Here is a 24952-nt window from a genome sequence, read left to right on the forward strand (position 1 = left end):
TCCTGGCCTCCCTTGCGTTCGCCGCCTGAACGGCCGAAGCGGACCTGGGCCCAAGTGCTCTGGCCGTCCGGCCGCACCAAGGCCCACAATGGACGCTTACACAGCAGGCCTTCCCAGGGGGCGCCATGGTTCCACAGCAGCGGTCAGCCGGCAGCCCGGCCCCGATGCCGGACCGCGACCCGGTGATCGACCTTGCCCGGTTCTTCTGCCTGGTGCTGGTAGTGGTCGCACACACCATGATGGTGAGCCCCGTCCTGCACCCCGACGGCACCGTGACCACGGAAAACATCCTGGGCAACCAGCGCTGGTTTGAGCCCGTGGTGTGGGTCCTCCAGATCATGCCGCTGTTCTTTGTGGCCGGCGGGATCACCGGCCTGCAGTCGTGGCGGCGGCTCCGCGCCAGGGGCGGCACCGGCGTCGATTTCATGCAGGGCCGGCTGCTGCGCCTGATCCGTCCGGCTGCCGTCCTGTTGGCCGCCATGTTCCTGGGCCTGTCGGCGGCCCGCCTCGCAGGGGTTGCCCCGCAGGTCATCGAGCTGCTCGCCAGCGGGGCCGGAATGCCGCTGTGGTTCCTCGCCGCGTACCTCGCAGCACAACTGAACCTGCCCTGGCTGGCCGCCCTCCATGACCGTGCGCCGTGGCTGACCTTCGCGGGACTCGCCTCCCTGGTGGTGACGGTCGATTGCCTGCGCGGGGTGCTGCCGCCGCTGGCCTACCTGAACATGGTGTTCCTGTGGTGCGCCGTGCAGCAGCTCGGATTCATCGTGACGGACGGCCGGCGCCTGCAGCCGGGCCGGCCGGCACGCTTTGGCATCGTCGTCGCCAGCAACATGCTGCTGGGGCTGCTGGTCCTGCTGGGGCTGTACTCCGGGAACATGCTGGTGAACCTCAACCCGCCCAACGTGACCCTGCTGCTCCTGGGCATTTCGCAGGCCGCTGCCCTCCAGCTCTTCCGGCCGGGGCTGTCCCGGATCGCGTCCCTGGCCTTTGTGCGGCGGATGATCGGCCTGGCCGGCCGGAGGTCCATGACGGTCTACTTGTGGCACCTGCCGCTGCTGGCGGCGATGTCCGGACTGCTGCTGCTGACGGATTTCCCCCAGCCGGCCGGAGGAAGCACGGCCTGGTGGTGGGGGCGGCCCCTGGTGCTGCTCGGCGTCGTCGCGCTGTTGCTGCCGGTGCTGGCGCTCTTTGGCCGGTTGGAGGAGCGGCCGACGGCGTCCGGCACGCCGCGGAGCCGCCCGGCCGCCGCCGTGCTGCTGGCCGCCGTCGCTGTTTTTGTGCCGGCAATAGACGCTGCCCTCAATGGGCTCACGCTCGGGCTCCTCGGCGGGGGCGCCGCATGCTTCGCGCTCGCCGTCGCGCTCCTGGGCCGGATTCCGGCCCGGCTGACAACGCCACCTGAGCCGTCCGGCGGATCAGAACCGCCATTGCCACGCCCGCCATTAAGTGCCAATGTCGAACCATGACGGAGAACTCTGCAACCACGGAAGACACCTTCACCCCGGACGTCTCCACCATCCGGAACGACGAACTGCACCGCTACGAACTCCGCGTCGGCGGCAAGCTCGCCGTCCAGGTGCGCTTCATCGACAGGCCGGGCCATATCGACTTCATCCACACGGACACGGCCGAGCAGTTCCAGGGCCAGGGGCTCGCCAAAGTGCTGGCGCACTTCGCCCTCGATGACGTGGTTGCATCCGGCAAGCGGATCATCCCGAACTGCCCGTTCATGTACCGCTACCTGCGCAAACACGAGTCCTACCACCAGTACGTGGACTGGCCGGAACGGGTGCCCGAGGGAGCCTGACAGCCCCTGCCTGGCATACGTGAACGGCCACAGGCGCCCGGCGCGCTTGTGGGCCGGACAACAACCTCGTAAGGTTTGAGCAGAGTTATGCAGTTGGCTCTTGGACAGGTCACTTTGGAGAACCCCCATGAACCATAAACTGCGTGTGTTGGTCCGCGTGGACGTCGATCCCGTGAACGTCACCCTCGAAGTCACCGGCTGCGTTACCCCGTCGGATTCGGCTGCCCTCATGCATATCGTGCGTCGCGCCTGCCGCCTCGGCGCCGGTGCCGAGGTGGCCATCGACCTCCACGGCACCTCCCACCTGGACCCGGACGTGCTGCTGGACCTCCGCCGGCTCGCCGACACGGGACCCTTGCCGTCCGCGTCGCCGTCACCAGAAGCCGGAACGGCCGTGCCGTGCCACCTCACCCTCGACGAGCCGGCTGAGCTGCCCATCTGCCTCCTGCACGTTGGCGCCGAGGCCGAGGTCCTCGCCGGTCTCGACACCGGACTGGGATCGGGGGCCGGCGCAGCCAACAGCCCCCTGGCCGCGGAAGCCGGCGGGGCCAGTGACTTTGGCACCATCGACGGCCTGGCGCTGTCCGAATACTTCGAGGACACCCTGGATCCGGCGGCAACGGTCCGCGCTCTGTCCGACACCGCGCTGTGCCGGCTCGCCGACGCCCTGTACCGCCACCTCGACACCAGCGACCCCATGTTCGGGGCACACACCTGGTACGAGCTCGCGGCCGAAGAGATTCAGAACCGCCACCTGGCGGACAGCGACGGCCCGGCAGGGGAAGAATTGGCCCCGGACACGGCCTTGGCCTGAGCCGGTAGACGGCTAGGCTGTCGTCATGACCCCACAAACAGCGTCCACGCCGGGCACCACAGCTCTCATCACGGGCGCCACGGCAGGCCTCGGCGCCGAGTTCGCCCGCCAGCTGGCCGAACAGGGCCACCGCGTGATCCTCGTGGCCCGCGACGCCGGCCGCCTCGCGGCCACCGCGGCGGAGCTGGAGAACAGCTACGGGGCCGCGGCGGAGACGATCTCCGCGGACCTGACCGACGACGCCGGGATTGCCGCGGTCGTCGCGCGCCTCAGCGATCCCGTGCGGCCGGTGGAGATCCTGGTCAACAATGCGGGAATCGGCTTGCTGCGCTCTTTCGAGGACAACGACATTGCCGAGGAGAAGAAGCACCTGAAGCTCCATGTCGAAACGGCCATGGAGCTCACCCATGCCGCCCTGCAAGGCATGCTCGCGCGCCATTCCGGCAGGATCATCAACGTCGCCAGCGTGGCGGCCTTCCTGCCGCGTGGGACATACAGCGCAGCTAAAGCCTGGCTGCTGAGTTTTTCGCGCTCGGCCAACATGGCGTACGCGGCGCGCGGGGTGAAGGTCACCGCCGTGTGCCCAGGCTTCACCCACACCGAGTTCCACGACAGGATGGGGATGGACAAGACAGTGACGCCGCGGTGGATGTGGCTGGAGGCCCGGCAGGTGGTCAGCGAGGGCCTGGCGGACAACGCCAAGGGCAAGGCGGTCTCGATCCCCAGCAAGCGCTACAAGGTCCTGACCTCGGTTTCGCGGGTGCTGCCATCCCGGCTGGTCGCCGGGCCGCCGCGGCGCGCCAAGTAGGCGCACATCATTCTTCAGGGGCTAGCTGACCCTTCGGGGGACAGCCGGGCGCCTGCGCCGGATCAGCAGCACCGCGAGGATCCCGACGACGGCGCCGACTCCCGTCTCGACGGCCCGTTCGGTGATGAGGACGTACGGATCGGCCGGCGCCGCCAGCTGTCCGATCAGCAGGATCACGGGGGTGAAGGAGACCATGGCGAGGCCGTAATGTCGCGTCATGAACAGCTCCGTGCTGAACTGCAGCGCGATCACCAGGCACGCGAGAACGGCGGCCTCCTGGCCGGGGAAGGCCAGCAGCAGCGACCCCGGCCACGGGAACAGGATGGCCGCAACCACCACGAGCCCCAGGAGGGTTCCGACGATCCGGTGCAGGCCGCGGTACACGCTGCTGGGCAGGTCCGCCCCGGCAAGCGGTACAGCGGCAGCGGCCATGGCCCAATGCGGGTGGCCGCTGCCGCTGAGGACGCCGAGGGTCCCTGCGGTGCCGACCGCGGCCACGTAGCGGGCGGCGTGCAGCCGCGCCGCCCGGCGGCTTGTCCCATGCAGGGCCGTGACGTCCCGCCGCCAGCTCTTCAACCGGCTCCGCCAGCTCTTCAGCCGGTTCCGCCACCCGCTCCGCCAGCCTCGGTCCACAAACCACCCGCAAAAGCCGACAATGATCGCAAACGCTGCCGATCCAGCGGCGATCAGGACGCACGCATGCCACGGGACTGCGGCCGGAACAGATGCGCATGCGCCGAGGGCCAGGATCCCGAAGAAGGGGCCTGCGGGTTTCAGGGCCGTCCTGTCCGCGAACAGGGACCCCGCGCCGGCAAACGCGGCCTCCGTGATCACGAGGACCCAGGAATGGATGTGCTGGACCGAGAGAAACACACCAACTCCCACGCCGGCGAGCAAAAGGACGGCCGCCTGGCCTTGATGGATGAGCCGGAGCTGATGAGGCTCGGTGCGGCCGTACATGCCCGTCAACGCTCCGAAAACGGCGTAGCCAATCAGCTCCGGGCGGCCGGCGGCCAGGAGTACCAGGGACGGCACGGCCACGCTGATCGCCACCCGCCAAGCCGACACATGGTCCTTGTTGGCGGGGGCCAGGCTGTGCAGCGAACGGAGGTGGTGTAACAGGGACATCACAACTGCCTCTCTCCGTTTTCGGATTGCCATTTCCCGTTTCTCGGGGTTCCCGGTGTTCCAGGGCTGGTGGTGCGGACACGCCTAAGGCCTGCCCCGTACGCTTCCCCAACGGGTAAGCATACGGAACAGGCCTCAAAGGGCGGGGCTGTGAGCTACTGAGCCTGGGTTAGCGCTGCGGTCCGGTGGGACCGGGCGGCTCAGGCTGGGGCCGGAACCTTTTCGGCTTCCCCGCGCCCTGCGGTGGAATCTGCGGCCGGTGCGACCATGGGCATGTCCATGTGATCGAGGTCGATCAGCGGGTTCTCGTCCTGCGTCGCGACCAGCTCGCGGGCCTCGGCCTGGGTGTCCACGCTCGGCATGGAACCAGGCAGCGGCATCTGGGCGGATTCCTTGAGGAAGTAGATCGCCACAGCGCCGATGGCCGAAGTCGCCATCAGGTAGTAGGCCGGCATCATGTCGTTGCCGGTTGCGTTGATCAGGGCGGCAACGATGAACGGCGTGGTGCCGCCGAAGATGGCCACCGAGAAGTTGTACGCGATGCCCATGGCGCCGTAACGGCTGGCCGTCGGGAACTGGGCCGGCAGGGCCGACGCCAGGTTGGCCACGTAGAACGTCACCGGGAAAGCAATCAGGGAAAGGCCGGCCAACGTGGACCAGATTTCGCCGATGCCGATCAGCAGGAACGCGGGGGTGGCCAGGACGACGGTGCTGATGGCGCCGATCCACAGCACGGGGCGGCGGCCGATCCGGTCAGAGAGCTTGCCGGTCAGCGGGATGCAAAGGCTCATGATGACCAGCACAGGGATGGTCAGCAGGGTGCCGTGCAGCTCGTCGTAGCCCTTGGACTCTGTGAGGTATGTCGGCATGTAGGAGGTCAGGGCGTAGCCGGCAGTGTTTGCCGCCGCCACCAGGATCATCGCGACGATGATGGAGCGCCAGTAGGCCTTCACGATGCCCACCGGGCCCTTGGAGGCTGCGGCGTCCGAGGCGGATGCGTCCTTGGCGAGGCCCTCCTGGGCATCCAAGGTGGCCTGGAACTGCGGGGATTCCTCGATCTTGCTCCGGAAGTACACGGCGATCAGGCCAAGCGGGCCAGCCAGGAGGAACGGAATGCGCCAGCCCCACTGCTCCATGGTGTCCTGGCCGAGGGTCAGCTGAAGCACGGAAACAAGTGCGGCACCGGCAGCGAAGCCAAGGTAGCTGCCCATGTCCAGGAAGCTGGCGAAGAAACCACGGCGTTTGTCCGGGGCGTACTCGCTCACAAAGGTCGTGGCGCCGGCGTACTCGCCGCCGGTAGAGAAGCCCTGGATGACCTTGAACAGGACCAGCAGGACTGCGGCCCAGATGCCGATCTGCGCGTAGCCGGGCAGGAGTCCGACGGCGAAGGTGCTGGCGGCCATGATCATCAGGGTGGCGGCGAGAACCTTCTGGCGGCCGATCTTGTCGCCAAGCCAGCCGAAGATGACTCCGCCGAGGGGGCGGGCGATGAAGGTGGCGGCGAAAGTTCCCAGCAGGAACAGGGTCTGGACGGACTTGTCCGCCTCCGGCAGGAACACCGGTCCCATGGTGGTGATCAGGTAGCCGAACACGCCGACGTCGTACCACTCCATGGTGTTACCCACGATGGTGCCGCCCAGCGCTTTCTTGAGCATCGGCTGGTCGACAACGTTGACGTCGGACTCACGGAGCCGACGGCGACGCAGCTTCGGTTTCTTCGCACCCTTGGGTGCAGCTTGGTTGGTTCCGCTGGCGTTGATAGCGCCTGCTGAAGAGTCGGTCATGCTTCGGTCTGTGGGCATTTGGGAAGCTCCTATGGAGATCATTTGCTTGCGACTTGTAGCTGCCCCGCTCTGGGCAGGCTTTCAATTTTACGGGATTTCTCTGGAGTTTCCGAGTTCGGTGCCGTATGATCCCTCATTTCGGGTGGCATTTAGGGGCAATCCGCAACATTCTTTTGCCGGGTTTCGCCGCGTGGTTACTGGGAACCGGCGAGGGTTGTGGCGCCGGGGCCAAAATTTTCTGCACCAACCCCCGCAGAGGCGGGTTTTCGGGCCGGATTCGCGCTGCGGGAGAACCCGCCACGGCCACTGCAAGACAACGCATCCCGGCAGTCCTACGATTGATGGACACTTCATTTCAAAGCGGTTATTTACAGCGGAAAGGAAGATCAATGGCGGACCATCAATTCGGAGAAGAAATCGAGCCCGAGGTCGCGAGTCATCTCGCGCAGTCCATGGCTGAAGCCCCCGGACCGGAGACCCTGCATCACGTTCCCCCCGGGGCAGGCGAAGGACAGCAATGGCCGGACGGCAGCGGCAAACAGCGCCACCCCAAGGACCGCGATACCGCCCGCGGGCGGCAAGGCCAGCAGGTGGCCGCTGGAGCCATGCACCGGCAGAGCCGTCCGCAGTTGCCTCACCACGACTAGCCCCACCACAACCGGCACGATCACGATCGGCCCCGTCACTAACTGGGGCTGGCGGCAGGGTCGACCACGACGTCGGCTGGCGTCTTATCCAGGCGCCAGCCGCGCCATACCGGATGCCGGAGCTTCCCGGTGCCGGTCCATTCCCCGAAAGTGACCTCGCCGACGAGTTTTGCACTCACCCAGTTGGCGTCGGCGGCGTCGGCGCGGGGTACCTCCCGGAACGGCGAGGTCTTCCGTGGCAGCGCATCCAGTTGTTGCCTGAGTTCCTTGAGCTCACGGTCGCTGAAGCCGCTGCCCACCCGCCCCACGTAGCGGAGTTTCGAACCGTCCGGAATCCCCAACAGCAGCGAACCCACGGAGTCCCCGCGTTCGCCCCTTCCGGGCCGCCAGCCGCCCACCACCACCTCCTGCGTCCGCTCAATCTTGAGCTTGAGCCAGGACCGGCTGCGCTGGCCGACATAGCGCCCGTCGCTGCGCTTGGCCATGACACCCTCCAGCCCCAGCTCGGCGACGCTTTCCAGGATGTGCACCGCGTCGCCGTCGATCACGCCTGAGAGCTCCACCGGGGCGGCGGAGGGGCGGAAGAACAGCTCGAGCCGGCGCCGGCGCTCGCCGAGCGGCAGGCGCCGCAGGTCCTCGCCGGCCTCGGAGAGCAGATCGAACAGCATCAGCCGCACGGGCGTCGATGCCTGCGCCTTGCGGACGTCCGCGGCCTTGCTGAGTTTCATGCGGCCCTGCAGCAGGCCGAAGTCGGGCCGGCCGGAGCGTCCGACGGCGATGATCTCGCCGTCGGCGACGAAGTCCTGCTCCGGCCAGCGGGACCGGTCCGTCAGTTCGGGGTAGCTCACGGACATGTCGATGCCGTTGCGGCTGATGAGCCGGATTCCCGTGGCGTCGCCGAGGACCAGGGCCCGCACGCCGTCCCATTTGAGCTCGTACTGCCAGTCCAGACCCGGCAGATCCGCCAGGGTCCCGGCGCTGGCAAGCATGGGACTGAAACCGGCCGGGGACAAAGCCGCGGACGAAGCTGCAGGCAAAGCCACGGACAAACTTGTGCCGTCGGCGCCGCCGGCGCCTACCTCGTCGCCGCCGTCCTCGTCGTCGCCGTCGTCCGTGGTGCCGGACGGGCGCAGCGCGGCAGGGTGGGCTTTCGTCGAACCCGGCGGGTCCATCAGATGGATGAGCCACTGGTCGTTGGCTTGGCCGGTGTGGATCAGGGCGAACCTTCGGGGCTCGCCGAGGCCGCCGCCCTCCGCACCGGTCAGGGTCGCAATGACCTCCTTGCCGGCGACCCACTTTTCGCAGTCATAGGTTCCGTGGTCCCAGATGCTGACTGTCCCGGCGCCGTACTGGCCCTTGGGAATGTCACCCTCGAAGTCGGCGTAGTCCATCGGGTGGTCTTCGGTCTGGACCGCGAGGTGATTCTTGGCCTTGCTGGTCGGGACGCCCTTGGGCAGCGCCCAGGACACCAGCACGCCGTCGCGTTCCAGCCGGAAGTCGTAGTGCATCCGCCTGGCGTGGTGCTCCTGGATGACGAACTTCTCCTGCCGTGTCCCGTCGCCGTAGTCGGCGAGGTGCCGTTCCGCGGTGAAGGGTTCGGGCGTACCTGCCTTGTCCCGCTTGGTGCGGTACTCCTCCAGCCGGGGGTCGGTGTCGCCGCCGTCGCCGGCCTGCTCGGCAGGCGCTTCATCTCCTTCGCCGGGCCGGTGGTCCGCCTGGTGGCCCGGCGCGGCGGCCGCCCCGGTTCCGGCGTCGTGCCGCCCGCCGGAAACCGGAGCGAACGGGTCCTTGCCGGCCGCCACGCGCTTCATCACCTCGTGGAAGTCCAACTGGTGCAGGGAAGGGGAACTGAGTTCCCGCCACGTGCGCGGCGCGGCCACGGTAGGCCTGAGCCGGCCGCGCAACGAGTACGGCACGATCGTGGTCTTGGCCGCGTTGTTCTGGCTCCAGTCCACCAGCACCTTGCCGGCTCGCAGGGTCTTTTTCATGTCGCTGACGGCCAAGTCCGGGTGGTCCGCTTCGAGCGCGCGGGCCAGTTCATGGGCGAAATCGGAAATCTGGTCCGAACTCTGGGAACCGTCCAGCGCCGCGTAGAGGTGGATGCCCTTGCTGCCGCTCGTCACGGGCACGGGGTCGAGGCCCACGTCCTGCAGAATGGTGCGGGCCAACCTGGCCACCTCCACGCACTCCGCCAGTCCCGCGCCCTCGCCCGGGTCCAGGTCCAGCACCAGCCGGTCGGGCGGCAGCGCATTGCCGTGGGACTCCACGCGCCACTGGGGCACGTGGATCTCCAGGGCCGCGATCTGAGCCAGCCAGGTGAGGGTGGCGGGATCGTTGACCAGGGGATATTGGATGGCCCGGTCCTTGTGCGTGATGGCGGCCCGGGGCACCCAGCCGGGCGTTGAATGGTCCAGGTTCTTCTGGAAGAACATCTCGCCGGGGGCGTCGGCGGTCCCCACACCGTGGACCCAGCGCTTCCGGGTGGCCGGCCGGTTGAGGGCGGCCGGGATCAGCACGGGCGCGACGGCGGCATAGTAGGCAATGACGTCGGCCTTGGTGGTGCCCGTCTCCGGATACATGATTTTTGCCAGGTTGGTGAGCACCAGTTCGCGTCCGGCCACTCGGACGCGCTCTTTACCGTTGGGCAAAACCCTTCACCTCCGGGCCACTGTGATGTTCACTTGATCCATGAGAGCCATCTGGAAAGGCGCAATAGCGTTCGGGCTGGTCAACGTGCCGGTGAAGGTCTACAGCGCCACCGAGGACCACGACATCAGCCTCCACCAGGTCCACAACGCCGACGGCGGCAGGATCCGCTACCAGCGCCGGTGCGAGGTCTGCAGCAAGGTCATCGACTACGAGGACATCGACAAGGCGTATGAGGACGATGGCCGCACGGTGGTCCTGACCCGCGAGGAGCTCAAATCCATCCCGGCGGAAAACAGCCACGAAATCGAAGTGGTCCAGTTCGTTCCGGTCGACCAGCTCGACCCCATGATGTTTGAAAAAAGCTACTACCTTGAACCCGACTCCAAGTCGCCTAAGGCCTATGTGCTGCTCCGGCGCGCCTTGGAGGACACGGACAGGGTGGCAATTGTGCAGTTCGCGCTCCGGGACAAGACCCGGCTTGGCGCGCTGAGGATTCGCGACGACGTCCTGGTGCTGCAGTCGCTGCTGTGGTCCGACGAAGTCCGCGAAGCCAGCTTCCCCGCCCTCGAAACGTCCATCCGGATTTCGGCGCAGGAACGGGAGATGTCCGCCGCCCTTGTTGACTCGATGGCCTCCGACTTTGAGCCGGAGCAGTTCACGGACGAATACCAGGAACAGTTGCGCCAGCTGATCGAGGCGAAGCTCGACAAGGGGGAGTCGCTGGATACGGAGGAGACCTTCGGCGCTCCGGCAGAGGCGGGCGAGGGCGAAGTGATCGACCTGATGGAAGCCCTCAAGCGCAGCATCGAGAAAAAGCGCGGCGCAGGGGCTGCCGAGACCCCGGCCAAGGCCTCCGGTCCGCCGGCCAAGGCCGCCCCGAAGGCTGCCGCCAAGACGACGGCGGCCAAGTCCGCCCCAAAGGCTGCCGCCAGGACGACGGCGGCCACGAAGTCCGCTACTACGAGGACGGCGGCCGCGAAGGCCGCGGCGGATTCCAAAGCGCCGGCCGCGAAGACGGCCCGGAAGGGTGCCTGAGGCCAGAAGCGAGGTGGCCGCGGCCATCGGGGTCAGGAGTTCCGCAGGGCGGAGATGAGCTCGCTCTTCTTCTTGGCCGAGTAGCCAGTCAGGCCGATCTCCTTGGCGCGTGCCTTCAGTTGAGGCACGGTCCAGTCCTCATAGTCGCCGGCCTTGCCGCCCTTGCGGCCCACCGCGGAACGCCCGCGCTTGGCCGCGGCGTTGGAGACCCTGGCCGCCTTTTGCTTGGAGGCGCCGTCCTCGAGCAGCTTCTCGTAGAGCTCGGGGTCCTTGATGCTGGGGCTCTCGGAACCTCTCGGTTCGCCCTTCTTCGTCGGCATGGCTTCACGATCCTCTCCATTGGCGGGAACCCATCCGCTGCGGCCCGCGAACGCTGCCGCCGCGGATTCCAAACTATCCGCGCCGCTAGACGGTGACAAGCATTTACTAAGCCCACTGACAAAAACCCGGCCCACTGAAAAACGCGAAGGCCCGGCCGCCCCTGTCTGAACTGGTCAGTCGGGGTGGCCGGGCCTTCTGGTGCTGCCGGTGTTCCGGCGCGGGCGCCGGAACGTGAGGCTATTCGGCGTCGTGATCCGTCTCAAGGATCTGCACGAGGCGGTCCAGTGCCGCGTCGGCGCCTTCGCCCTCGGCACGCAACACCACAACCTCGCCGTGGGAGGCGCCCAGGCTCATCAGCGACAGGATGCTGGCGGCGTCCATGGCCTCGTCCTCCGGCTCGCCCAGGCGGGCAATCGTGATGTCGAGGTTGTCGAACTCGCCCGCAGCCTCGGCGAAGATGGCGGCCGGGCGGGCGTGGAGCCCAACGCGGCTGGCAATGGTGGCGTTACGTTCGGTCATTTCTGCTCCTAGAAGTCAGCGTGGGTGTTTATCGGCTGTGGTGATGTGCTTTTGAAGATACGTCCTGGCGGACTCAGGCGGCTACGGGAACGGTCTCCACGGTATCAACCGGCTTCTTGACCGCCCAGCGCTTGAGCCCGATAACGGCGAAGGCGCTCACGACTGTGCCCGCCGCGATGGCGACGACGAACATCAGGAAGTTATCGATCGCGAAGAAGACGAAGATTCCACCGTGCGGGGCCTTGGACCCCACGCCCGCCGCCATCGAGATTGCACCGGTCACGGCGCCGCCGAGCATGCTGGCGGGGATGACGCGGAACGGGTCGGCGGCCGCGAACGGGATGGCGCCTTCGGAGATGAACGAGGCTCCCAGCAGCCATGCGGCCTTGCCGTTTTCAATTTCCGCCAGGCTGAAGAGCCGCCGGTTCAGCACGGTCGCGGCCAGCGCCATGGCCAGCGGCGGGACCATGCCGGCGGCCATGACGGCCGCCATGATCTGGTACGGCGCCTGGTTGGTCAGGGAAGCGGCTCCCAGGCCGGCGACGGCGAAGGAGTAGGCAACCTTGTTGACCGGGCCGCCGAGGTCGAAGCACATCATCAGGCCCAGGATGATGCCCAGGGCGATTGCACTTGCACCGGTGAGGCTGGACAGCCAGTTGTTGAGCCCGACGGTCACAGCCGCGACATACCTGCCCAGGAAGACGAAGAGCAGGCCGGAAGCGGCGATGGACGCCACCAGCGGGATAATGACCACCGGCATCAGGCCGCGCAGCCAGCGGGCCACGTTGAGCCTGCCGATCGCATGTGCCACATAACCGGCGATCAGGCCGCCCACGATGCCGCCAAGGAAGCCTGCGCCCATGAAAACGGCGACGGCGCCGGAAACGAAGCCCGGGGCGATGCCCGGCCGGTCAGCGATGGCGTAGGCGATGTAGCCGGCCAGTGCAGGCACGAGGAAGCCCAGTGACAAAGCGCCGATCTTGAAGAACACGGCACCGAGGTAAGCGCCCAGCGGTCCCCATGCCAGTTCCGGATAAACGGTTGGCAGGTTCAAGAGGTTGTTGTCCGCCAGGATCTTGTCCGCAAAGGCTGTGATGTTGTAACCGCCCAAGAGGAAGCCGAGGGCGATCAGCAGACCGCCTCCTGCCACGAACGGAATCATGTAGCTGACGCCCGTGAGCAGCGCCTTCTTCAGTTTCGTGCCCAGGTGCTCGCTCTTTTCCTCGGCCGCCAGCTCGGCCTGCTCCTCGGCGCCGAAGTGGGGCACGCGGTGGGCGTGCGGGTTGTCCGCGGCGGCGATTGCCTCCGCGACCATCTTGCCCGGTTCGTCGATGCCGCGCTTGACAGGGGCATTGATCACCGGCTTGCCGGCGAAGCGCTCCTTGCCGCGCACGTCCACGTCCACGGCGAAGATCACGGCATCGGCGGCGGCGATGACGGCGGGGTCAAGGGCTTTGGCGCCGGAGGACCCCTGGGTTTCCACCTGCAGGTCCACGCCGGCTTCCTTAGCCGCGGCCACGAGTGAGTCGGCGGCCATGTAGGTGTGGGCGATGCCGGTGGGGCAGGCGGTGACGGCGACCAGTCGCTTGGGTCCCTTGGCTTTCGCGGCACCTTCTGCGGCACCTTCTGCGGGACCTGCTGCGGCGCCGGCCGCGGCGCCTGTTGCGGCAGCCGCGGCTGCTTCGGCAGGGGCGTGGGCGGCCGGCTTGTCCGCCAGGGCGGCGTCGACAAGCTCGACGATCTCCTCCGGGGAGGTCGCGGCGCGGAGGCTGGCCGTGAAGTCCTTTTTGATCAGCGACCGCGCCAGCTTCGAGAGCAGCTTCAGATGGTCCTGGTCTGCGCCTTCAGGCGCGGCGATGAAGAAGATGATGTCCGCGGGGCCGTCCTTGGCGCCGAAATCCACCGGCTGGGACAGCCGCGCCATCGCCAGCGTGGGTTCGGTGACCGCCGTCGAACGGCAGTGCGGGATTGCGATGCCGCCCGGGACGCCCGTGGCGGTCTTCGATTCCCGGGCGAAGGCGTCGGCGAAGAGGCCCTGGGCCTCGGTGGCGCGTCCGGTGTCCGCAACTCTGCCTGCCAGATGCCGGATCACTTCCTCGGGCGAGCTGCCCAGATTCTGGTCGAGCTCGACCAGTTCGGTAGTAATGAGCTGTGTCACTGTCAATCCTTCCGGAGGGCCGTGATGGTTACGGCATCAGGGGTGGTTTGGTTGACTGCCGGGACTGTGGAGCCAGGCAGGGAAGCGGCGGCGGCACCATGGGCCACCGCCTGACGGAGGCAATCGACCGGGGCGGCGCCCTGGCTGGATGCGAGCAGGTATCCGGCCAGCGAGGAATCGCCGGCGCCGACAGTGCTGACCGCGGTGACCGGCGGGTGCGTGGCCAGCCACGCGCCGTCGGCCGTCACAAGAACGGCACCCTTGGAGCCGAGGGTGGCCAGTACAGCACCCACTCCGGAGCGCACGACGGCGGAGGCGGCCGCTGCTGCAGCCTCCGGGTCCGCTTCGAGCTCCTCGGCGGATTTGTTCGTGGCGAACCCGGCTGCGGCAGCCAGTTCCACCAGTTCCTCGGCATTGGGCTTCAAGAGGTCCGGCTTGCCCGAGGTGTCGCCGGAGACCGCTGCGGCGAGGGGTTCGCCGGATGAGTCGACGGCGACCCGTGGTGCGGCCTCGCCGTCGAACAGGGAGCGCAGCCGCCGGGTGACGGTCGCGTAGAAGTCGGCGGGAACCCCGGGTGGGAGCGAGCCGGCCAGGACTACCCAGGCGGCGCCGCGGGCGTGGTCCAGCAGCAGCCTGATCAGGGCCTCCTGCTGGTCCTCGCTGAGGACCGGTCCGGGTTCATTGATCTTGGTGGTGACGCCGCCGGGCTCGGTGAGGGCCACGTTGCTGCGCAGCGGTTCGGCGATCGGGAGGGCCGCGAACGGGACGTCGGTCTCCCGCAGGCCGGTCAGGACCGGGTCGGCCTCGGCGCCGGGGAGGACGGCGATTGTCTTGAGTCCCGAGGCGACGAGGGCGCGGGAGACGTTGACTCCCTTGCCTCCGGATTCCTGGCGGACGGAGATGGCCCGCTGGACCTCGCCGCGGAGGAGGGGGCCGGGCAGCGCTACGGTGCGGTCCAGGCTGGGGTTGGCGGTGAGGGTGACAATCACGCGACCACCACCTCCACTCCGGCTTCCGCGAGGGCGTCGGCGAGTTCCCGGCTGGGTTGCGTGTCTGTGATCACGGTGTCCAGATCTTTCAACGAGGCGAACTGGACAAGCGTCTCCGCGTCCAGCTTGGAGGAATCAACCAGCACCACAATGCGGCGCGCTGATTGGACGAAGGCAGCCTTGACAGCGGCTTCTTCGGGATCGGGTGTGCTCAGCCCGAAGGCTGCATGAATGCCGTTGGTGCCGATGAAGGCGATGTCCGGCCGGATCCGGCGTGCGGCCTCCACGGTGGACTGGCCGACGGCGGCCTGGGTCAGGCCGCGGACCTTGCCGCCGAGCAGGTGCAGGGCGATGCCGGGCTCGCCGGACAGCCGGGACGCGATGGGCAGGGAATGGGTGATGACGACGAGTTCGGCGTCGGACCCTGAGGCCGCCAGGCTGCCTGACGCGGCGGCTCCGGCGGCCCGGGCGGACAGGAGTTCGGCGAGGGCCTCCGTGGTGGAACCGGCGTCGATCAGGATGCTGCCGGTGAGGCCCGGGGGCATGAGGGCCAGGGCGGCCTCGGCGATGCGGACCTTCTCGGGCTGACGCTGCACGGTCCGCTCGAGGATGCTTTCTTCCGTGGTGCTGAAACGGTCTGCGGAAACGGCGCCGCCGTGAACCCGGCGCACGCTGCCGGCGGCTTCGAGTGCGGCGAGGTCCCGGCGGACAGTTTCGGTGGTGATGCTGAAGCGTTCGGCAAGGTCCGTGACGCTGGCCCGGCCGCTGGCGGAGATGAGCCCCACGATCAGCTGCTGGCGTTCTTCGGCGAACACTTACCCTCCATTGCGTACTGCGTCTGTCCTGGTCATTGCCCTAGTGCCGGGGCGTCGGTTCTGCGGAACTTCTCGCTGCGGAATCCGCCCCTGCCGCTTCGGTGACTCCCGTCACATGAAGTGGAATTGTTTGACTTTATCTTCGTTCTTGTTGGTTTGTCAATGAAAAACCACATGAACACAGAAATCTGTCCCTGGAGCCGGGGGACATGTCCAGTGGTCGGGGTCGGGAGTGGGCTGGTGGGTGGGCTCCGGGGGACATGTGCAGTGGTGGGGCCGGCGAATGGGCTGGATGGGGTTATGTCCATGGCTGGCCGCGGAAGCTGGGCATGGCCGCGCGCGGGGGCTGGACATGTGCCCCGCTCAGGCGGCATGCGGAGCGGCGCGTGCTGTCCCCTGCGCGAGTGCGGCCCAAACGGCAGAAGCCGGGACCGGACTGAAGGTCCGGCCCGGCTTCCGGGTCGCTGGATTCCACGCTGCGAAGGGAGCGCGGGTGGGGCTCAGATGCCCGCGTCGCGGCTCTCATTGCGCGTTATGGTCTCGCCGGTGTTGGGGTCCACAACCGTGCGGCTTTCGCTGACCCGGCGGGTGCGGCCGCGTCCGGGGGAGGCGAGGACCAGCGACGCGATGAGTCCAATAACCCCGACCGCCATCAGGATGTAGCCGATCATGGCCTGGTTCACGTTCGGAATCAGCCCAGGGGCGACGGCCCAGGCGAGGATGGCGCCGATGGCAATGAGGAAGATTGCGGAACCGATTCTCATAAGGTGCTCCTTGGTGCCCGGGGGCCGATTGGTGATGCTAAGCATGCTGTCCAGCGTCACGCTACAACCCCGCCCCCGTTGATTCAATGAAGTGATTCAATGGAACGGCTTCCGACCGGCCGGGATTCCCGCACCGATTCCGGACATCTGCCCCGGTTTCGGAGGGCCGCGCCGCGGATCCGGGGGGCGGAAGTCCGTTTCCGCGGCGGAACCCGGGGTTGGCCAAGGATCCTGGGTCAGGCCTCCTGCGCGGAGGACGCGCCCGCGCTGGATAGGCTGAGCCCATGGAGACGGTCGTCTGGTCAAAACCCGAACACGAACGCGCGGGCACGCCGCTGCTGGTGATGCTGCACGGCTACGGCACGGACGAATCCCGGATGTCCAAGCTGTTCGGTTCCCTGCCCCCAGAGTTCAGCTGTGCCGCCCTGCGCGGGCCAAAGGACATCGGGGACCATCACGGCTGGTTCCTGCTGGATTATTTCCTCACCCACGACTTTGGCGACGTCATCGCCTCCACGAACGCGGTTTTCGCCTGGATCGAGTCGGTCAAGGACCGTCACAGCAGCGTCAGCCTGTTCGGATTTTCGCAGGGGATGGCCATGGCCAGCACGCTTCTGCGGCTCCGGCCGGAACAGTTCCGCGCGGTGGTCGGGCTCTCGGGCTTTGTCCTGGACAACGAACTGCTGGCCATGAGCGAATCCTTTACCTCGCGGCCGCCTTTCTTTTGGGGCCGGGACAGGGGCGACGTGGTCATCAACGACGCCGCCACCGAACACACCGAGGAGTGGCTGGACCGGAACACCCAGCTCACTGCCCGGACCTACCCCGGCATGGGGCATTCGATTTCGAAAGCCGAACTCGTGGACGTCAGCGCCTTCCTGCGGCACTACGTCCTGCGCTGACGAGACGTTGAGCGGCCGCCATCCGGCCGCCACCCGCCCCCTCCCCAACCCAGGCCAAGCGCTGGTCAGGTGCCGAATCATCCACTTGCATGCCAAATTTGTAAGCGTTTACAATCGACCTCGGCCATGAACACCGGGCCCACTACTTCGGGGGGAGAAAGGGCTGAGCCCGTGCCGCAGGCCAAGACCCCGCGCGTCACCATCCAGGACGTCGCCGCACTTTCCGGGCTCTCCATCTGCACCGTGTCCCGGGCGCTCCGCCAGCTTCCCAACGTCTCCGCGCAAGCCAAGGCCCGGGTCGGCGACGCGGCAGCCCAGCTGGGTTACAGGGCCTCGTCGGCAGCCTCCCGGCTGGCCGGCGGCAACACCGGCTCCGTGGCGATCATCGCGCCGTCTGCCACGGCATGGTTCTTTGCCCGTGCTGTGGAGGCTGCCGAGGAAGTCTTCGCCGACGGCGGCTATGACACAGTCCTGATCAGCCTTCGGAACCGGCCCAGCGTGCAGCAGAAGCTCTTCGGCGACCTCGCGTCCCTGGCGCAGCGCGTGGACGGCGTGCTGCTGCTCAACATCGCCCTCGATGAGGCCGACATGGCCGCGCTCGCCGCGTCGGGCCTCGCCGTGGCCAGCGTCGGGATGCACGGCGTGCCGTGGGACAACGTGGGCATCGACAACGCCGAAGCCGCCCGCGCCGCCACCAACCACCTGCTGGACCTGGGCCACAGAGAGCTCGCCATCCTCGCCGGCAGCGAGACCGGGACGCCGTCCCTGGTGACCGCCGGCGAGCGGCGGCGCGGCTTCGAGCTGGCCCTGGCCGGCCACGGACTCGCGGTTGATCCGGACCTCGTGCTCGACGCCGGTTCCAGCATCGAAGGCGGCCGGCAGGCCATGGTGGAGCTCGTGGAAAACCGCGGAATGCCGTCCGCGATCTTCGCCGGTTGCGACGAAACAGCCTTCGGCGCGCTCATGGCCCTGAGGGAGCTCGGTTTGTCAGCGCCGGAAAACGTGTCCATCATAGGAATAGACGATCATCAGATGAGTTGGTTCCTGGGCCTGACCACAATTGCCCAGCCAGTGGCCGACCAGGGCGCTTTCGCGGCCAACCTGCTGATCGAAAGACTTCATCGCTCGGGACTTCCCAATCCGCCGCTTGCCAGCCCGCCGTCGAACCATCTGCTGGACACCAAACTGGTGGAGCGCTCGAGCACCCGCCGCCGCTGAACCGGGCGGCGCAGCCACCGGAATGGCCCCAACACAGCAGCGAACGCCAGAGCCGCCGTCGCGCCGGAACACTGCCGACTGCCCTGGACCTCCAGCCTAAGACCACCGCTTCGAATAAAACCATCTTGCCTGCCCGTCGTCTGAAAGGACCATGACCATGACCGCAGTACCCGACACCTCCGGCCTCGCGGGTGCGCTCTCCGGCGCGTCCGCCATCCTTTTTGACCTCGACGGCGTCCTGACGCCCACCGCGGTGGTGCACGAGCAGGCCTGGAAGCAACTCTTCGACGGCTACCTGGCCTCGGTCCCCGGGGCAGCGCCGTACAGCGAAAGCGACTACTTCGACCACATCGACGGCAAGCCGCGGTTCGACGGCGTCCGGGACTTCCTGGCCTCCCGCGGGATCGTGCTGCCCGAGGGCCCGGCGGATGACGAGCCGGCGCATGACACCGTGCATGGACTGGGCAACCGCAAGAACAAGGTCTTCAACGACATCGTTGAAGCCGGCGGAGTCCAGCCCTACGAGGGCTCCGTCCGGCTGGTCGACGCCGCGCTGGCCCGCGGACTGAAGCTCGCCGTCGTCTCCTCCTCCCGCAATGCCCCGGCCGTGCTCAAAGCTGCCGGGCTGTCCGATTACTTCCCCGTGGTGGTTGACGGTGTTGTCGCCGTCGCCCAGGGGCTGCCCGGCAAGCCCAGCCCGGCCACCTACGAATATGCAGCCCGGCTCCTGGACCTGCCGAGCCAGGACTGCGTGGTGGTGGAGGACGCCGTCTCCGGCGTCCAGGCCGGCAGCGCGGGAGACTTCCGCTCGGTGATCGGCGTCGACCGCGGCGCCGGCCGCCAGACGCTGCTCGACGCCGGTGCCACGGTCGTGGTCGACGACCTCGCCGAACTGCTCTAGCCGGACACTTCTGGCCGGACGCCCGCCCAGGCTCCGCTTTCCGCACCTCTCAAGCCAAATCCTCACTCGCCCGAAGGAATCTTCAACCCATGGCTCTCATCACCTCGGACCGCGCCCGGTTCCCCAACGATCCCTGGCAGCTGGTCGAGACCGTCCATCTTCCCGGCAACGCCGGCACCCTGGAGACCCTGTTCAGCCTCGGCAACGGGCACCTGGGCATCCGCGGCGCGCACTGGGGAGCCGCCGACGCCGAACTTCCGGGCAGCTTCATCAATGGCTTCCACGAGACCTGGGACATCAAGCACGCAGAAAACGCCTACGGCTTCGCCCGCACCGGCCAGCGGATCCTCTACGTCCCGGACGCCAACAACTTCACCGTCATCATCGACGGCGAGCCGCTGAGCCTGGAGGAGTCCACCGTGCTGGACTACCGCCGCAGCGTGGACTTCGCCACTGGCATCTACGAGTGCCGGATCATCTGGCACTGCCGCTCCGGCGCCACCGTGACCACCACCGAACGCCGTGCAGTGGGCTACGAATCCCGCGGCGCGCTCGGCATCAGCCTCGAAGTGGCGGCCGACCGGGACATCTCCGCGGACGTCACGTCCTCGGTCATCAACCGCCAGGACCAGCCGGTGGAGGACCACTCCGCCCACGACCCGCGCCGCGCCGGCCGCCACGCCGGGCGCGTGCTGCTGCCCTTGCGGCTCGACGGCGGGGACGGCTCCCTGCGCCTGTCCTGGGAAGCCGCCGAATCCAAACAGCGGCTCGGGATGGCCGTGGACCACTGGACCTCGGCCGGCGTGCAGCCGTTCGACACCCAGGTGGACCAGGACGACAGCAGCGTCCGCTACGTCCTCGCCGTCAGCGCGGACCAGCCGTTCGTGCTGGAAAAGAGCGTCAGCTACGCCGTGGGCCAGGCCGTCGAGGACCTCGCGGACAGCGCCGAAGCCGGTCTCAAGCCGGTCAGCGAAATCTTCACCCAGAGCGAGGACCACTACCGCGCCTACTGGAGCACCAGCGACATCGTGGTTGCGGGCCAGCCCGAGCTCCAGCAGGGCGTCCGCTGGAACCTCTTCCAGCTCGCCCAGGCCACAGCCTGCGCCGATGTGGCCGGCATCCCGGCCAAGGGCGTGTCCGGCTCCGGCTACGACGGCCACTACTTCTGGGACCAGGAGGTGTACCTCCTGCCCTACCTGACCTACACGAACCCGGGCAACGCCCGGCAGGTCCTCGAATTCCGCCACAACCTCCTGCCCGAGGCGAAGATCCGCGCCAAGGAGCTCAGCGTGGACGGCGCCCTCTTCCCCTGGCGTACCATCAACGGGCTGGAGGCCAGCGCCTACTACGCGGCCGGCACCGCCCAGTTCCACATCGCCGCCGCGATCGCCTTCGCGACCAACCGGTACATCTGGGCCAGCGGGGACAGCGAATTCCACGAGACCCTCGGCTCCGAGCTGCTGATCGAAACCGCGCGCATGTGGGTCTCCCTGGGCTTCTTCGGCAAGGACGGGCTCTTCCACATCCACGGCGTCACGGGCCCGGACGAATACACCGCGGTGGTCAACGACAACCTCTATACCAACGTCATGGCACGCTTCAACCTTCGCGCCGCCGCCGCCCTGGACCACCCCGAGATCGGCGACGCCGAGCGCCAGCTCTGGGAACAGGCCGCCAACCGCATGCACATGCCCTACGACGAGGACCTCCAGGTCCACTCCCAGGACAACGATTTCATGACCCTGGAACCGTGGGACTGGGCCACGCCCCGGTCAGAGTACCCGCTCCTGCTGCACTTCCACCCGCTGGTGATCTACCGGCACCAGGTCCTGAAGCAGGCCGACACCGTGCTGGCCATGTTCCTGCAGTGGCAGGACTTCACGGCCGAGGAAAAGCGCCGTGCCTTTGATTTCTACGACCCCATCACCACCGGCGACTCCACCCTGTCAGCCTGTGTCCAGGGCATCATGGCCGCCGAGGTCGGCTACGGCAGGGCCGCGCTGGACCACTTCACCCACGCCCTGTTCATCGACCTCGACGACACCCACGGCAACACGATCGACGGCGTCCACATCGCCTCCACCGGCGGCGTGTGGAGCTCGCTGGTCAGCGGCTTTGCCGGGCTCCGGGACCAGGGCGCGGTGCCGTACTTCGATCCGCGCCTGCCTGCCGAATGGGACGGGCTGGAGTTCCACCTAAAGATCCAGGGCCGGCTCCTGCACATTGGGCTGGAACAGGGGTCGATCAGCCTGACCGTCCGCGAGGGCGCACCGCTGGAGGTCGACGTGCGCGGGGAACTGCTGACCGTCGACGCCGACCCGATCCGCGTCGCGCTGGCGCCCGTCACGGCACCCGAGCCCACCATCTTCCCCAGCGGCCTTCCGACGGCGTCGATCCCGGTGGTCCGCGCCGGAGTCTAAGCCGCCGCCAAAACAGCGCGGGGTCATTTACGGCCCCTAGAAACCGCCCCCTGACATGGGCGCTAGGTGACCCCGCGTTGCTTCGGACCGGGGTGCCCGGGTCCGGAGGCCTTGGCCGTGGCGTCCTCGCGGTCCCCGCCACCGGCATCCCCTGCGCCCGGCTCCTCGGCACCCGCCGCCTCGCCACCGGCATCCTCTGCGCCGCTGTCAGCCTCGTGGGCCAGCGGGTGGGCCAGTTCATCGGCCGGCATCCGGGCCACCGCCATCGCGACGACTGCCATCACCGGGCACACGGTGCCGGCCACGAGGAAGACCAGCCACAGCGGCAGCACCTCGGCGGCCGGCCCGGCCAGTGCCATGGAGACCGGCATGAGGGCGAGCGATACGAAGAAATCCAGGCTTGAGATGCGGCCCAGCAGATGCGGCGGAACCCGGCGCTGCAGCAGGGTTCCCCAAATCACCATGCCCACGCTGCCGGTGGCGCCGAAGACGAACAGGGCTGCTGCCACGGCCCAGAAATTGTCCATGAAGCCGATGCCGGCGACCGGCAGGCTCCCCGCGCCCCAGGAAACCATCATCACGGTGAGGTAGCGGCGAGGAAGCGGTAACGAGGCCGTGGCCAGTGAGGCCGCGGCGCCGCCGACGCCCACAATGGCGAGCAGGAAGCCGAACATTCGGGCGTCCCCGCCCAGCTGGTCCCGGACGACGAACGGCACCAGGACCTCGATGGGGCCGATCAGGAACAGCACTGAGATGCAGGCCCAGAGCAGGGTCCACAGCAGCCAGGGCGTGCGGACGGTGTAGCTGACGCCCTCGCGGAGGTCGTGCCGGAAGGACGATTTGGCCCGCCTGTGCCCGTGGGCGTCGGCATCGCCGCCGTCGGGGCCCGGCGCCCCGGGCGCGGGCTGCCGGTGGAGGAAGTTCAGGATTGAAAAGGCCAGCAGGTGGCAGGCCGCAACCCCGGTGACGGCGAGCGAGGGGGACAGCGCCGCCACCAGGATGCCAGCAACCGCAGGCCCGGCGGCCTGCTGCAGCAACGGCCGCATGGTCCCCTCCAGGCCGTTGGCCGCCAGGAGGTCCTCGGGCGGCAGGATCCGCGGCAAAATGGCGGAATAAGCGGGGAAGAAGAACGCGGCCCCGACGCCGAGCACAAAGGCCCCGAGCGCCAGATGCCAGAGCTCAAGCCAGCCGGCCATGGCCAGTGCGCTGATGGTGGCAATGACGGCGAGGTTGGCGCCTTCGACCGCGATGATCAGGAGCCGCTGGGGTACGCGGTCCGCGGCGATCCCGCCGGCCAGCAGGAACGCCACGAGCCCGACGCTGCCCGCAGCGGCGACGAGCGAGAGCTCCAGCGGACCGCCGCCCAGGTGGATCACTTCGTAGACCATCGCAACGGCCCACATCCCGGAACCGAAGATGGAGATGGCCAGCGCCATGATCAGCACACGGTACTCCCGGTGCGCGAAGGGGCGGAGGGCTCGCAGGGCGGGCATGCGCCCAGTCTAGTAGGCCGGCACGCGGAGGGTCCGGGGCCCTCCGCAGTCCGCGGGGACCCCGCAAACCCGGGCCGTGCCCTAGTGTTAAGTGAACTTACTTTTCCGGTTCCGACGAGAGGCGATCATGGCCAAGCGCAGCAACCCGGCAATCAAGGTTGCCCAGCAAACAGCCCACAGCGCGATGTTCGACGCCGCGGGCCGGCCCCGTCCCGGACTCCACAAGGTCCTCCTGCGGGCCGTTGAAGTCCAGCGGCCGCTGGTGCTGGCCAATATCCGCAGGCTCCAGCGCAAGCACCCGCAGGCCACGGCGGCGCAGCTCGCGGCCATCCTGGAGCGGGACTACCTGCTGGCCGTCACCGGCGGCGGGGCGCTGGTGGGCGGAGCGGCCGTCATCCCGGGCGTGGGAACGGCGGCCGCACTCGGACTTTCGGCCGCCGCGGCCGTCGGGTTCCTCGAGGCCACCGCCCTGTTCTCCACGGCGCTGGCCGAACTGCATGGCGTGAGGATGGTTGATCCGGACCGGGCCAGCACGCTGGTCATGGCGATCATGCTGGGCGAGGAAGGCACCGAGCTGCTGAGCTCGTTGAGCGGACAAGCAGCCGGCCGTGGCAGGGGGCCGTCCCAGGCCTGGACCGCGGCTTTCACCCGCAGCGTCCCCCTCGCCGGCTTCGGCGCGGTGCGCGCCAAGATCCAGACGATGTTCCTGCGCTCCCTGCTCAAGACCCAGGGCACAGCCTGGCTGGGCCGCGCCCTGCCCTTCGGCATCGGTGCCGTCGTTGGCGGAGTCGGCAACCGGGTCATGGGCCACGCCGTCGTCGCAAATGCCAGGGAAGCGTTCGGACCCATGCCGGACACGATTCCGGGAGAGCTGCGGGCCCTCGCGAAAACCACGGGGCCGGAGGCCCTCTACAACCCTGAGCCGGGCCCGGCCCCGGGCCCGCCGCCGCTGACGCCGATGGTGACGCCGCCGGACAGCGGCGCCCCGAAGACTTCCGCGAAGGACGGCGGCTCGTTTTGGATCTGAACGCTGACCTGGGGGAGTCCTTCGGAACCTGGACCAGGGGTGAGGATGCCGCGATGCTTCCGCTCGTCACGAGCGCCAGCGTGGCCTGCGGGATGCACGCCGGCGATCCGGTGACCATGCTGGACACCTGCCGGGCCGCCTACGAGCTCGACGTCAAGGTCGGCGCCCACCTCGGCTACCCGGATCTGGCCGGCTTCGGCCTGCGCTCGCTGGAGATGACCTTTGATGATCTGTTCGGCGCAGTGCTGTACCAGCTCGGTGCGCTCGACGGCGTCGCCCATGCCGTTGGCGCCTCGGTGGACTACGTTAAGCTGCACGGGGCGCTCTATGACCGCACCGTGCGCGACGCCGAGCAGGCCTCCGCCGTGATCGCCGCCATCCAGGCCTACGACCCCGGACTGCCCGTCCTGGGCTTCCCCGGCTCCGCTTTGCTGGGCATCGCCAAAGAGGCCGGGCACCCCGTCTTCGCCGAGGCCTTCGCCGACCGCGCCTACTTCCCGGACGGCACCCTGGTGCCGCGCACCGAGGAGGGGGCCGTGCTGCTCGACGCGAGCGAGGTCACGGAGCGGGCGGTCCGGCTCGCCACAAAGGGTGAGGTGGTGGCCGTGGACGGCTCCGTGATCCCGGTGCGGGCAGATTCACTGTGCCTTCACGGGGACACACCCGGCTCCGTCAGCGTGGCGGCCGCCGTGCGGGCCGGGCTGTCGGCTGCCGGCGTGGAGCTGGAGAGCTTCGCCTGATACCGCTGCCCTG

The 24952-nt window shown here is 68.1% G+C and carries 22 protein-coding genes; 12 read left to right on the forward strand and 10 right to left on the reverse strand.

Annotation, left to right across the window (positions count from 1 at the left end; translation table 11 throughout):
- Nucleotides 1-125 precede the first annotated feature (125 nt).
- The 4 genes from ACFVTM_RS02350 to ACFVTM_RS02365 all read left to right on the forward strand — a co-directional run bounded on the left by ACFVTM_RS02350 (nucleotide 126) and on the right by ACFVTM_RS02365 (nucleotide 3429).
- A complete protein-coding gene (locus tag ACFVTM_RS02350) occupies nucleotides 126-1466 on the forward strand; it encodes an acyltransferase (RefSeq protein WP_390201737.1) in 1341 nt (446 codons plus the stop codon).
- On the forward strand, nucleotides 1463-1807 hold the full coding sequence (locus tag ACFVTM_RS02355) for a GNAT family N-acetyltransferase (RefSeq protein WP_277525386.1): 345 nt from the start codon (nucleotides 1463-1465) through the stop codon (nucleotides 1805-1807). Before ACFVTM_RS02350 ends, ACFVTM_RS02355 begins: the two co-directional genes overlap by 4 nt.
- 127 nt (nucleotides 1808-1934) lie before the next feature.
- Entirely contained in the window at nucleotides 1935-2621 is a 687-nt protein-coding gene (locus ACFVTM_RS02360; protein ID WP_390201740.1) for a hypothetical protein, read from the forward strand.
- Between the two features lie 25 nt (nucleotides 2622-2646).
- Entirely contained in the window at nucleotides 2647-3429 is a 783-nt protein-coding gene (locus ACFVTM_RS02365) for an SDR family NAD(P)-dependent oxidoreductase (RefSeq protein WP_390201741.1), read from the forward strand.
- Between the two features lie 21 nt (nucleotides 3430-3450).
- On the opposite strand, the gene ACFVTM_RS02370 is transcribed toward ACFVTM_RS02365, so the two are convergent.
- Nucleotides 3451-4557, reverse strand: coding sequence for an FUSC family protein (locus ACFVTM_RS02370; RefSeq protein ID WP_390201742.1), 1107 nt, complete (start codon nucleotides 4555-4557; stop codon nucleotides 3451-3453).
- A gap of 200 nt (nucleotides 4558-4757) precedes the next feature.
- Complete coding sequence (locus ACFVTM_RS02375; RefSeq protein ID WP_390201743.1) at nucleotides 4758-6359, reverse strand: MFS transporter; 1602 nt, start codon at nucleotides 6357-6359, stop codon at nucleotides 4758-4760.
- 371 nt (nucleotides 6360-6730) lie between these two features.
- Between ACFVTM_RS02375 and ACFVTM_RS02380 the strand changes: the two genes are divergently transcribed.
- The gene (locus ACFVTM_RS02380) at nucleotides 6731-6988 is read left to right on the forward strand and encodes a hypothetical protein (protein WP_390201745.1); all 258 of its coding nucleotides are present in this window, start codon (nucleotides 6731-6733) and stop codon (nucleotides 6986-6988) included.
- Nucleotides 6989-7026: 38 nt separating this feature from the next.
- On the opposite strand, the gene ACFVTM_RS02385 is transcribed toward ACFVTM_RS02380, so the two are convergent.
- Nucleotides 7027-9609, reverse strand: a complete 2583-nt coding sequence (locus ACFVTM_RS02385) for an ATP-dependent DNA ligase (RefSeq protein ID WP_390201747.1) — start codon at nucleotides 9607-9609, stop codon at nucleotides 7027-7029.
- Between the two features lie 67 nt (nucleotides 9610-9676).
- Between ACFVTM_RS02385 and ACFVTM_RS02390 the strand changes: the two genes are divergently transcribed.
- Entirely contained in the window at nucleotides 9677-10672 is a 996-nt protein-coding gene (locus ACFVTM_RS02390) for a Ku protein (RefSeq protein ID WP_390201748.1), read from the forward strand.
- 32 nt (nucleotides 10673-10704) lie between these two features.
- Here the strand turns inward: ACFVTM_RS02390 and ACFVTM_RS02395 are convergent, their stop codons facing one another.
- The 6 genes from ACFVTM_RS02395 to ACFVTM_RS02420 all read right to left on the reverse strand — a co-directional run bounded on the left by ACFVTM_RS02395 (nucleotide 10705) and on the right by ACFVTM_RS02420 (nucleotide 16238).
- Nucleotides 10705-10992, reverse strand: a complete 288-nt coding sequence (locus ACFVTM_RS02395) for a Rho termination factor N-terminal domain-containing protein (RefSeq protein WP_390201750.1) — start codon at nucleotides 10990-10992, stop codon at nucleotides 10705-10707.
- 238 nt (nucleotides 10993-11230) lie between these two features.
- Complete coding sequence (locus ACFVTM_RS02400) at nucleotides 11231-11512, reverse strand: HPr family phosphocarrier protein (RefSeq protein ID WP_090578960.1); 282 nt, start codon at nucleotides 11510-11512, stop codon at nucleotides 11231-11233.
- Nucleotides 11513-11585: 73 nt separating this feature from the next.
- Nucleotides 11586-13670: a fructose-specific PTS transporter subunit EIIC gene (locus tag ACFVTM_RS02405; protein ID WP_390201752.1), complete on the reverse strand. Its 2085-nt coding sequence runs from the start codon at nucleotides 13668-13670 to the stop codon at nucleotides 11586-11588.
- 2 nt (nucleotides 13671-13672) lie between these two features.
- A complete protein-coding gene (locus tag ACFVTM_RS02410; RefSeq protein ID WP_390201754.1) occupies nucleotides 13673-14659 on the reverse strand; it encodes a 1-phosphofructokinase family hexose kinase in 987 nt (328 codons plus the stop codon).
- A complete protein-coding gene (locus ACFVTM_RS02415) occupies nucleotides 14656-15474 on the reverse strand; it encodes a DeoR/GlpR family DNA-binding transcription regulator (protein ID WP_390201756.1) in 819 nt (272 codons plus the stop codon). Before ACFVTM_RS02415 ends, ACFVTM_RS02410 begins: the two co-directional genes overlap by 4 nt.
- A 500-nt stretch (nucleotides 15475-15974) precedes the next feature.
- Nucleotides 15975-16238 (reverse strand): DUF6458 family protein, encoded by a 264-nt coding sequence (locus ACFVTM_RS02420; RefSeq protein ID WP_390201757.1) that lies wholly within the window; start codon nucleotides 16236-16238, stop codon nucleotides 15975-15977.
- A gap of 284 nt (nucleotides 16239-16522) precedes the next feature.
- Here ACFVTM_RS02420 and ACFVTM_RS02425 point away from each other — a divergent pair, with 284 nt between their 5' ends.
- The 4 genes from ACFVTM_RS02425 (at nucleotide 16523) to ACFVTM_RS02440 (ending at nucleotide 21679) form a co-directional block, all read left to right on the forward strand.
- Nucleotides 16523-17140 (forward strand): alpha/beta hydrolase, encoded by a 618-nt coding sequence (locus ACFVTM_RS02425; protein WP_390201758.1) that lies wholly within the window; start codon nucleotides 16523-16525, stop codon nucleotides 17138-17140.
- A gap of 171 nt (nucleotides 17141-17311) precedes the next feature.
- Nucleotides 17312-18358 carry a LacI family DNA-binding transcriptional regulator gene (locus ACFVTM_RS02430; RefSeq protein ID WP_390201759.1) on the forward strand — a complete coding sequence of 349 codons (1047 nt, stop codon included), beginning with the start codon at nucleotides 17312-17314 and terminating at the stop codon, nucleotides 18356-18358.
- 157 nt (nucleotides 18359-18515) lie between these two features.
- Nucleotides 18516-19259, forward strand: a complete 744-nt coding sequence (locus ACFVTM_RS02435) for an HAD family hydrolase (RefSeq protein WP_390201761.1) — start codon at nucleotides 18516-18518, stop codon at nucleotides 19257-19259.
- An 89-nt stretch (nucleotides 19260-19348) separates the two neighbouring features.
- Nucleotides 19349-21679: a glycoside hydrolase family 65 protein gene (locus ACFVTM_RS02440; protein ID WP_390201763.1), complete on the forward strand. Its 2331-nt coding sequence runs from the start codon at nucleotides 19349-19351 to the stop codon at nucleotides 21677-21679.
- Between the two features lie 62 nt (nucleotides 21680-21741).
- Here the strand turns inward: ACFVTM_RS02440 and ACFVTM_RS02445 are convergent, their stop codons facing one another.
- The gene (locus ACFVTM_RS02445) at nucleotides 21742-23172 is read right to left on the reverse strand and encodes an MFS transporter (protein ID WP_390201764.1); all 1431 of its coding nucleotides are present in this window, start codon (nucleotides 23170-23172) and stop codon (nucleotides 21742-21744) included.
- A 127-nt stretch (nucleotides 23173-23299) separates the two neighbouring features.
- On the opposite strand from ACFVTM_RS02445, the gene ACFVTM_RS02450 reads away from it, so the two are divergent.
- Both ACFVTM_RS02450 and ACFVTM_RS02455 read left to right on the forward strand, forming a co-directional pair.
- Nucleotides 23300-24199, forward strand: a complete 900-nt coding sequence (locus tag ACFVTM_RS02450) for a hypothetical protein (protein WP_390201766.1) — start codon at nucleotides 23300-23302, stop codon at nucleotides 24197-24199.
- Nucleotides 24190-24939 (forward strand): LamB/YcsF family protein, encoded by a 750-nt coding sequence (locus ACFVTM_RS02455; protein ID WP_390201768.1) that lies wholly within the window; start codon nucleotides 24190-24192, stop codon nucleotides 24937-24939. Before ACFVTM_RS02450 ends, ACFVTM_RS02455 begins: the two co-directional genes overlap by 10 nt.
- Nucleotides 24940-24952 lie beyond the last annotated feature (13 nt).

The organism is Arthrobacter sp. NPDC058130 (assembly GCF_042884475.1).
Classification (GTDB): Bacteria; Actinomycetota; Actinomycetes; order Actinomycetales; family Micrococcaceae; genus Arthrobacter.